At 54.2% G+C, this 6,511-nt stretch carries 2 protein-coding genes and 2 pseudogenes; 3 read left to right on the top strand and 1 reads right to left on the bottom strand.

Annotated elements, in window-relative coordinates:
- Nucleotides 1–117: pseudogene (locus SJH88_RS18125) on the top strand (IS481 family transposase); the annotation flags it as partial.
- Here SJH88_RS18125 and SJH88_RS18120 read toward each other — a convergent pair.
- Nucleotides 118–2,676: pseudogene (locus SJH88_RS18120) on the bottom strand (class I SAM-dependent DNA methyltransferase); the annotation flags it as partial.
- 264 nt (nt 2,677–2,940) lie between these two features.
- On the opposite strand from SJH88_RS18120, the gene SJH88_RS18115 reads away from it, so the two are divergent.
- Together SJH88_RS18115 and SJH88_RS18110 are read left to right on the top strand one after the other, a co-directional pair.
- A complete protein-coding gene (locus SJH88_RS18115) occupies nt 2,941–4,302 on the top strand; it encodes an SIR2 family protein (protein WP_274755276.1) in 1,362 nt (453 codons plus the stop codon).
- On the top strand, nt 4,299–6,413 hold the full coding sequence (locus tag SJH88_RS18110; protein ID WP_274755275.1) for an ATP-binding protein: 2,115 nt from the start codon (nt 4,299–4,301) through the stop codon (nt 6,411–6,413). The genes SJH88_RS18115 and SJH88_RS18110 overlap by 4 nt, the downstream gene beginning before the upstream one ends.
- Nucleotides 6,414–6,511: the final 98 nt, after the last annotated feature.

The following is a 6,511-nucleotide window of genomic DNA, read 5'->3' as shown; positions in this document are numbered from 1 at the left end:
CACCACTTGCCACAAAAGGCACTGGGGCATGAAGCCCCAGTCCAAGCACTCAAAAAATGGAAGATGAAAGCTCCTGATTTATTCGTCAAGAACGTGCGTAATCATCCGGGACCCGACAGCTGGGAAGTGAGCTTCACGGGCCAGCAGAATGTCCTCTGCGCAGCGGGTGAGATCAGCCTTGTTCTGCTCAGTAAGCAGGGGTACTGGGAAGGTGTTCCAACCGAGGGTGTTGGAGTAGGAAAACCGCATCTCGAGCCGGACACACACCGCGCCGATCCAGACCCAATGCAATCGCGATGCGATCAGCGCTAGGTTCCATAGCGGAGCGTCGTAAAGGGCAAAGCATTTATTTGAAATGACGGATTCTGCGTCCAGCAAATCGATAGGCAAATAGCTTCTGTTCTCTGACGACACGACAGGAATCGCGAAGAAGTAGCTTTCGCAACTGCGCATCTCGCGAAACTGGTGAGGTCTTCTAACCATGCCATTGGAGACGGCATCCTTCGACTTTTTCCGTGCTGATTCACCCTGCAAAAGCTTTTCATTGATATCTGCAATGGCTAGGACCTCAGCAGACGGCGTATCAGGGAACCAGAAGCAAAAGCGCGGCTTGGCTTTGATGACCTCCGAAGATCCGTAGAACTTTCGTACAAACGCAGCATTCAAGCCGGCATTTACGTATCTTGCCTTCCCTTCTGCATCAAAGATCAAGTGCTCCGACATGCCGTAATAGTTGCCCTTTTGCATCGGCTGTATGTCAGAAAGCGGAGTGGACGTCGGCGTGATCCAATAGTCCTCTGCGGGCATCAAGTACGCATTGATGTTCTTCGTTGTGAGTCGCTTGTCCTCGTCATAAAGGTCTGCTGTAGTGGCTTGCATACCAGCACCAATACAGACAACGGTGACACCAGCGTCGTTCGCAGCAAGATTGCTCCATTTGAAAGACCTGACTGCAAAGTTGAACTTCAATCCGTCTGCAAAAAGCGACTTCCAGAAGCCAGTGACATGCTGTCCTTGGGAGACGCTGTTGGTGGCTACGAAAGCGAACTTGGCCTGCGTATGCTTTGCGTACTCGTGGGCCTTAAAAAACCAGCCGCAAACATAGTCAAACAACCCCCAGCCGTCAATTCTCTTGTCGAGCAGATCGCACATGTCGCTCTTTTGCTCAGCAGTTTTTTTGGCGTTTCCTTTATAAGGTGGGTTGCCGCAGATATACGTTTCCCCACCTTCGTTCTCAAAATCGATTTCTTTTTGATCTAGCAGCGTGTCGAAGAGATCGTTCGCCACGAGCTTGACACCAGTGCCTGTGGGCGGGCAGATGGCCAACCAGTCCAACCGTAGCGCGTTCCCACGCACGATCCAGTTCTGCGCATCAAGCGGCAAGAACTCAGCCAGCGCATCCTTTTGCCCCCGATAGAGCACATCGCACTGGAACTCCGCAATGATGAGCGCCAAGCGTGCGATCTCAGCAGGGAAGTCGCGTAGCTCGATTCCCCGAAAATTGGTCAGCGGTATCTCGCTCCGCAAATGAAGCTCATTCCTCCGTCGATTAATCTCCGCCTCGATCTCGCGCATCTGCTTGTACGCGATGACCAAGAAGTTCCCCGATCCGCAGGCAGGGTCAAACACCCGGATGCGGGCCATGCGCTTGCGCAGGTTCAGCAGCTTGCGTTCGTTGTCACCAGCATCGGCCAACGCAGCTTGCAGGTCGTACAAGAACAGCGGGTTCAGCACCTTCAAGATGTTGGGCACGCTGGTGTAGTGCATACCCAAAGCGCCGCGCTCATCATCATCAGCAACTGCCTGGATCATGCTGCCGAAGATGTCGGGGTTGATCTCGCGCCAGCTCAATGCACCCGCATGCATCAGGTACGTACGGGCCATGCGTGTGAATCGTGGCACTTCTGTGCTGCCGGAAAACAGGCCCCCGTTGACATACGGAAAGCCGTTGGCCCAATTGGGTAGGCGCGGATCAGCGTTGGCACGCTCGGCCACCTTGATGTTCATGGCACGAAAGATTTGAGAAAGCACCTCATGGGTGTTGCTTCCGTCGTTCGCGCTCATCTGGTCCACCGTCTGGGTGAACAGGCCCTTGCCATTGAAGATGTCAGTGTCTTCGGCAAAGAAGCAGAACACCAGCCGAGCCATGAAGTGATTCATGTCGCTGCGCCGTTCTTCCTTGGCCCAGTCAGGGTTCTCACGCTGCAGTTCGACGTAGAGCTTGTTCAGCCGCCCTGTGGCTCGAACGTCGATGGGGTTGTCCTTGATCTCCTTGATCGTGGAAATACCCGCTAGCGGCAGTAGGAACCCGAAGTGGTTCGGGAAGTCCTCAAAAGCGCAGGCAATGGTCTCGCCGCTGATCAGCTCTTCGGCTTCCAGCGTCTGACCGTCAGTCGCCAAGATGAACTTGGCTTTTGCCTTGCTTGTGGCAGGGCTGTCTCGCAGAGTGTGGAGCATGTTGCCCACAGTGCCAGCATCGCACACAGCAATGTGAATGTTGTTGCGCAGAAGAACACCGCCAGGCACATCTGAGGTGTTGTTGTTTCCTGTGCGAAGACGCTTGAGCGTAGTTTCCTTGTTGCCAAAGGCAGCTAGGAAAGCGTAGGGAAATTCAGCAGCGTCAAAGGGTTGGGCAGCGAGATCCGATACGGCTGCCTCGATTTCGACCGCATTCATATTTTATGGAGGGAGCAGTTCATTCTCTTGGAATGGTACCGGCATTTGCGCCTGAACCTACGGTGGTTGCGTGCATTCCGCTGCTATCTCATTGATTTAAAAGCCCCAGCCTAGACCCTGCGCCCTGATCATGCCCCACCAACAGTCAGAAGGGCCTTGAGCCTGTGAAGGGGGTGCCTGGGCCACCTGAACTCCACCCTGAGCGACTGATCGCAAAATGCAGTTTTTCTGCTGAACTAAGATGGTCGTTCTGAGGGAGAGAAAATGTCGATAAATACGCTCAAGACTCGAGACGACCCTAAGCCACTGTCGTTCACGGCGGATGGTGAGTCATTTGAACTTCTGAATGGATTGCAAACTTCTTGGCTAAATGGTGAAAAATTTGGTCATAAGGAACTTCGCAATCGAATTGAACCTTGGCTGACATCACTGTTCCAGTCAGAGCATCTGTCGCTGCTTGCCGGATCGGGGTTGACCCATGCAGTGCATTACTTGGCCACGGGCAAAGGTGCTGCTGGCATGGGGGCCTTGACACTGAGTAACCATCAGGCCGAAATCGATCAAGCTGCAGGAAAGGCTTCTGAAGCGGCTGGGCGCGAGAAGGGAAATCTGGAAGATCAACTACGAGTTGCCAACGAATTGCTGCGTGGCCTAGAAATTCTTCAGAAGAACAGCGAGTCCGAGTCCCTGCGCAAAGAGCTTCAAACTGGCATGAATGCCTTCGCTCAGTCAATCCTGGCGAGCGAGGCAGGCATTGCCACTGCAGGAAACGATAAGCGTGAGCAGGCATTCAACACCCTTGTCACCTTCCTGATGAGTTTCGCCTGTCGAACAGGTGTGCGTGACCGCCTAAACATTTTTACTACCAACTATGACCGGTTGATCGAAGTAGGGGCTGAGTTGGCTGGCTTACACCTGCTGGATCGATTCTTGGGCAAGCTGATGCCAATCTTCCGGTCATCACGGCTGGATCTGGACATGCACTACAACCCGCCCGGTATCCGTGGTGAGCCTCGCTATCTGGAGGGTGTTGCGCGCTACACCAAGCTGCACGGCTCTGTGGACTGGATGCAGACGGGCAAAGACATTCGCCGTATCGGTTTGCCGTTTGGGGCCGCCAGCGTTGAGCCTTATTTGCATGCACCTGGTCTTTGTGGAGCGTCAGCGCACGAGCTAATGATCTACCCCAACGCCGCAAAGGACAGGGAAACCGCTGACTACCCATATGTGGAGCTGTTCCGCGACCTTGCGGCTGCGGTCTGCCGCCCGAACAGTACTTTGGTGACCTACGGCTACAGCTTTGGTGATGAGCACATCAACCGGGTCATCCGCGACATGCTCACTATTCCTTCAACGCATCTGGTGGTGATTTCTTTCGACGACCCACTGGGCCGCATCTTGCAGACCTATCAGGAATTGGGTCGCCCATCTCAGATCAGCCTGTTGATTGGTCCTGCGTTGGCAGACCTGACTACTCTGACTGAGCACTACCTGCCCAAGTCTGCTATCGACAAGACCACCTTCCGAATGAGCGAGCTACTGAAACAGCGCATGGGGACAGAGCCATTGCCTGCCAAGCGCTCAATGCCTGAGTCAGATGCTTCTGACGGGAGTGATCTGATATGAGCTTGTCACCACTAGCCTACGCCGACTCGCTACGCATCGGCACTATCGACTTTGTCTCGCCCGATGAAATCAAGGTATTGCTCGACATCGATGCTCCCGATGGCGTAGCGCTCAATACCGGAATGCCACGTCCTTTCCCGCGTATCAACGGCTATGTGTTGATTCCCAGCGACGATGGGCATTTGGTCGCTCAGATTGAGTGGATTACCATCGAGCGCTCGCAATATCCCAAGCTCAAGGGAGTGCACGACTCTGGCCTAGTGGATTTGCCCTATCCTATGCGCAAGATGAGCCTCAACCCGCTGGGTGTACTGGCTTACGAGACCAAAGACGTGGATGGTAACTACGTCTATCGCTTCCGACGCGGTGTCGAGAGCTACCCGACTGTTGGTGATGCTGTATTGTTGCCTACGCAAAACCAACTTCGCGCTATCGTGGAGTCCGGCGATAACCGCCATGTGCTGATTGGCACCAGTCCATTGGCTGCGAATGCTGAGGTCCGAATTGACCCAGATCGCCTTTTCGGCCGACATCTAGCAGTGCTGGGAAACACCGGCAGTGGAAAGTCCTGCTCAGTTGCAGGCTTGATACGTTGGTCAATGGACGAGGCTCGCAAGGCGCGTGGTGGGGCTGACCCCAATGCACGTTTCATAGTGCTCGATCCTAATGGCGAGTACGCCAACACCTTCCGCGACATGAGCCAGGTGAGGGTTTTTGCCATCGAGCCCGGAGCGGGTGTTGAACAGCTGCAGATTCCACTGTGGTTCTGGAACAGTGCCGAATGGGGAGCCTTTACCCAGGCCAGTGCCAAAACCCAGCGTCCAACCTTAGTGCAGGCACTGCGATCGGTTCGTGATGGCGTCTTCGGCGTCTCCGTGACGCCTAGCCATGAGATGCGCCGCTATCTTCGCACGCTGGTCAGCATCACTCAAATTGAACGGAATAGCGGCAGTCCATGGGACAAATTTCCAAAGAACAAAAACTTTCTGGAAAAGATTCGCAAATGGCAAGAAGAGCTGAAAGAAGACGACAGCTTTACAGTGACTGAAAAACAGGCGCTGACCTCATTTAGGTCTGAGATTCTTACTCTTTGCAAAGCCCGCGAAGAAAGGAACAGTCACCTCGACTTCACGCTTGGCGAGGTCAATAGATTACTGGAAAAAGCAAGAAATGCACATGCTGCATTTGGAGGCAGCGACACCGACGTCCTGCCCATCGACGCTGATGTGCCGCGCCCCTTTACTGGTGACCAGTTTCTCCGCAGCGTTGAAGCCACTGCGGAGCTGCTCGGCGTCTCAGAGTACGTTGAGACGATGCAAATGCGCATTCGCACACTGCTCTCCGACAGCCGTATGAAGATCGTCTCGGGCGTAGCCCAAGACCTCACGCTGGAAGACTGGCTGCGCAACTACATCGGCGATAACCAGGCATCCAACGGTTCAGTTACAGTCATCGACCTCTCGCTGGTACCCGCAGAGGTAGTGCACGTCATCACGGCTGTGATCGCCCGCATGACACTGGAGGCGCTCCAGCGCTACCGCAAGCTACACCATGGCAAGACCTTGCCCACCGTGCTAGTGATGGAAGAAGCGCATACCTTTATCAAGCGCTACCAGGATGACTCAGAAAACCAGAGTTCAGCTGCAATCTGCTGCCAAGTATTTGAGAAGATTGCCAGAGAGGGGCGTAAATTCGGCCTAGGCTTGGTGCTGTCCTCACAGCGACCAAGCGAGTTGTCGCCAACCGTGCTGTCCCAATGCAACAGCTACCTATTGCACCGTATTAGTAACGACCGCGACCAGGCACTGGTTCACAAACTGCTTCCCGACAACCTGCGCGGCCTGCTACGTGACTTACCCTCGCTACCTTCTCGACATGCCATCCTGCTCGGCTGGGCATCGGAGTTGCCTGTCTTAGTTCAGATGAACGCGCTATCTGAGAATCAACGACCAAAATCGGATGACCCTGATTTTTGGGCGGTGTGGTCGGGCAAGGACAGCTCTGGTGAGACGCTCGAACGCACGGTAGATTGGAAAACGATTTCAGATGAATGGCAGCAACTGCGCACTCAGGAGCAAAACTCCACTGGAGAAGTGGTTCCAGTTTTTTGAACAGCTAGCTAAGCGAGATCTTTCCCCGTAAAAATGACCTGACAACAGGCCGAACCTGGAGAGATCTATGACCATCAAATCCCGACGCAAGCACAGCC

This window comes from Comamonas sp. GCA5 (assembly GCF_036541385.1).
Taxonomy (GTDB): Bacteria; Pseudomonadota; Gammaproteobacteria; order Burkholderiales; family Burkholderiaceae_C; genus Comamonas; species Comamonas aquatica.
Note: the sequence above shows the minus strand (reverse complement) of the source record. Positions and strands in the feature narration are given on the sequence as shown.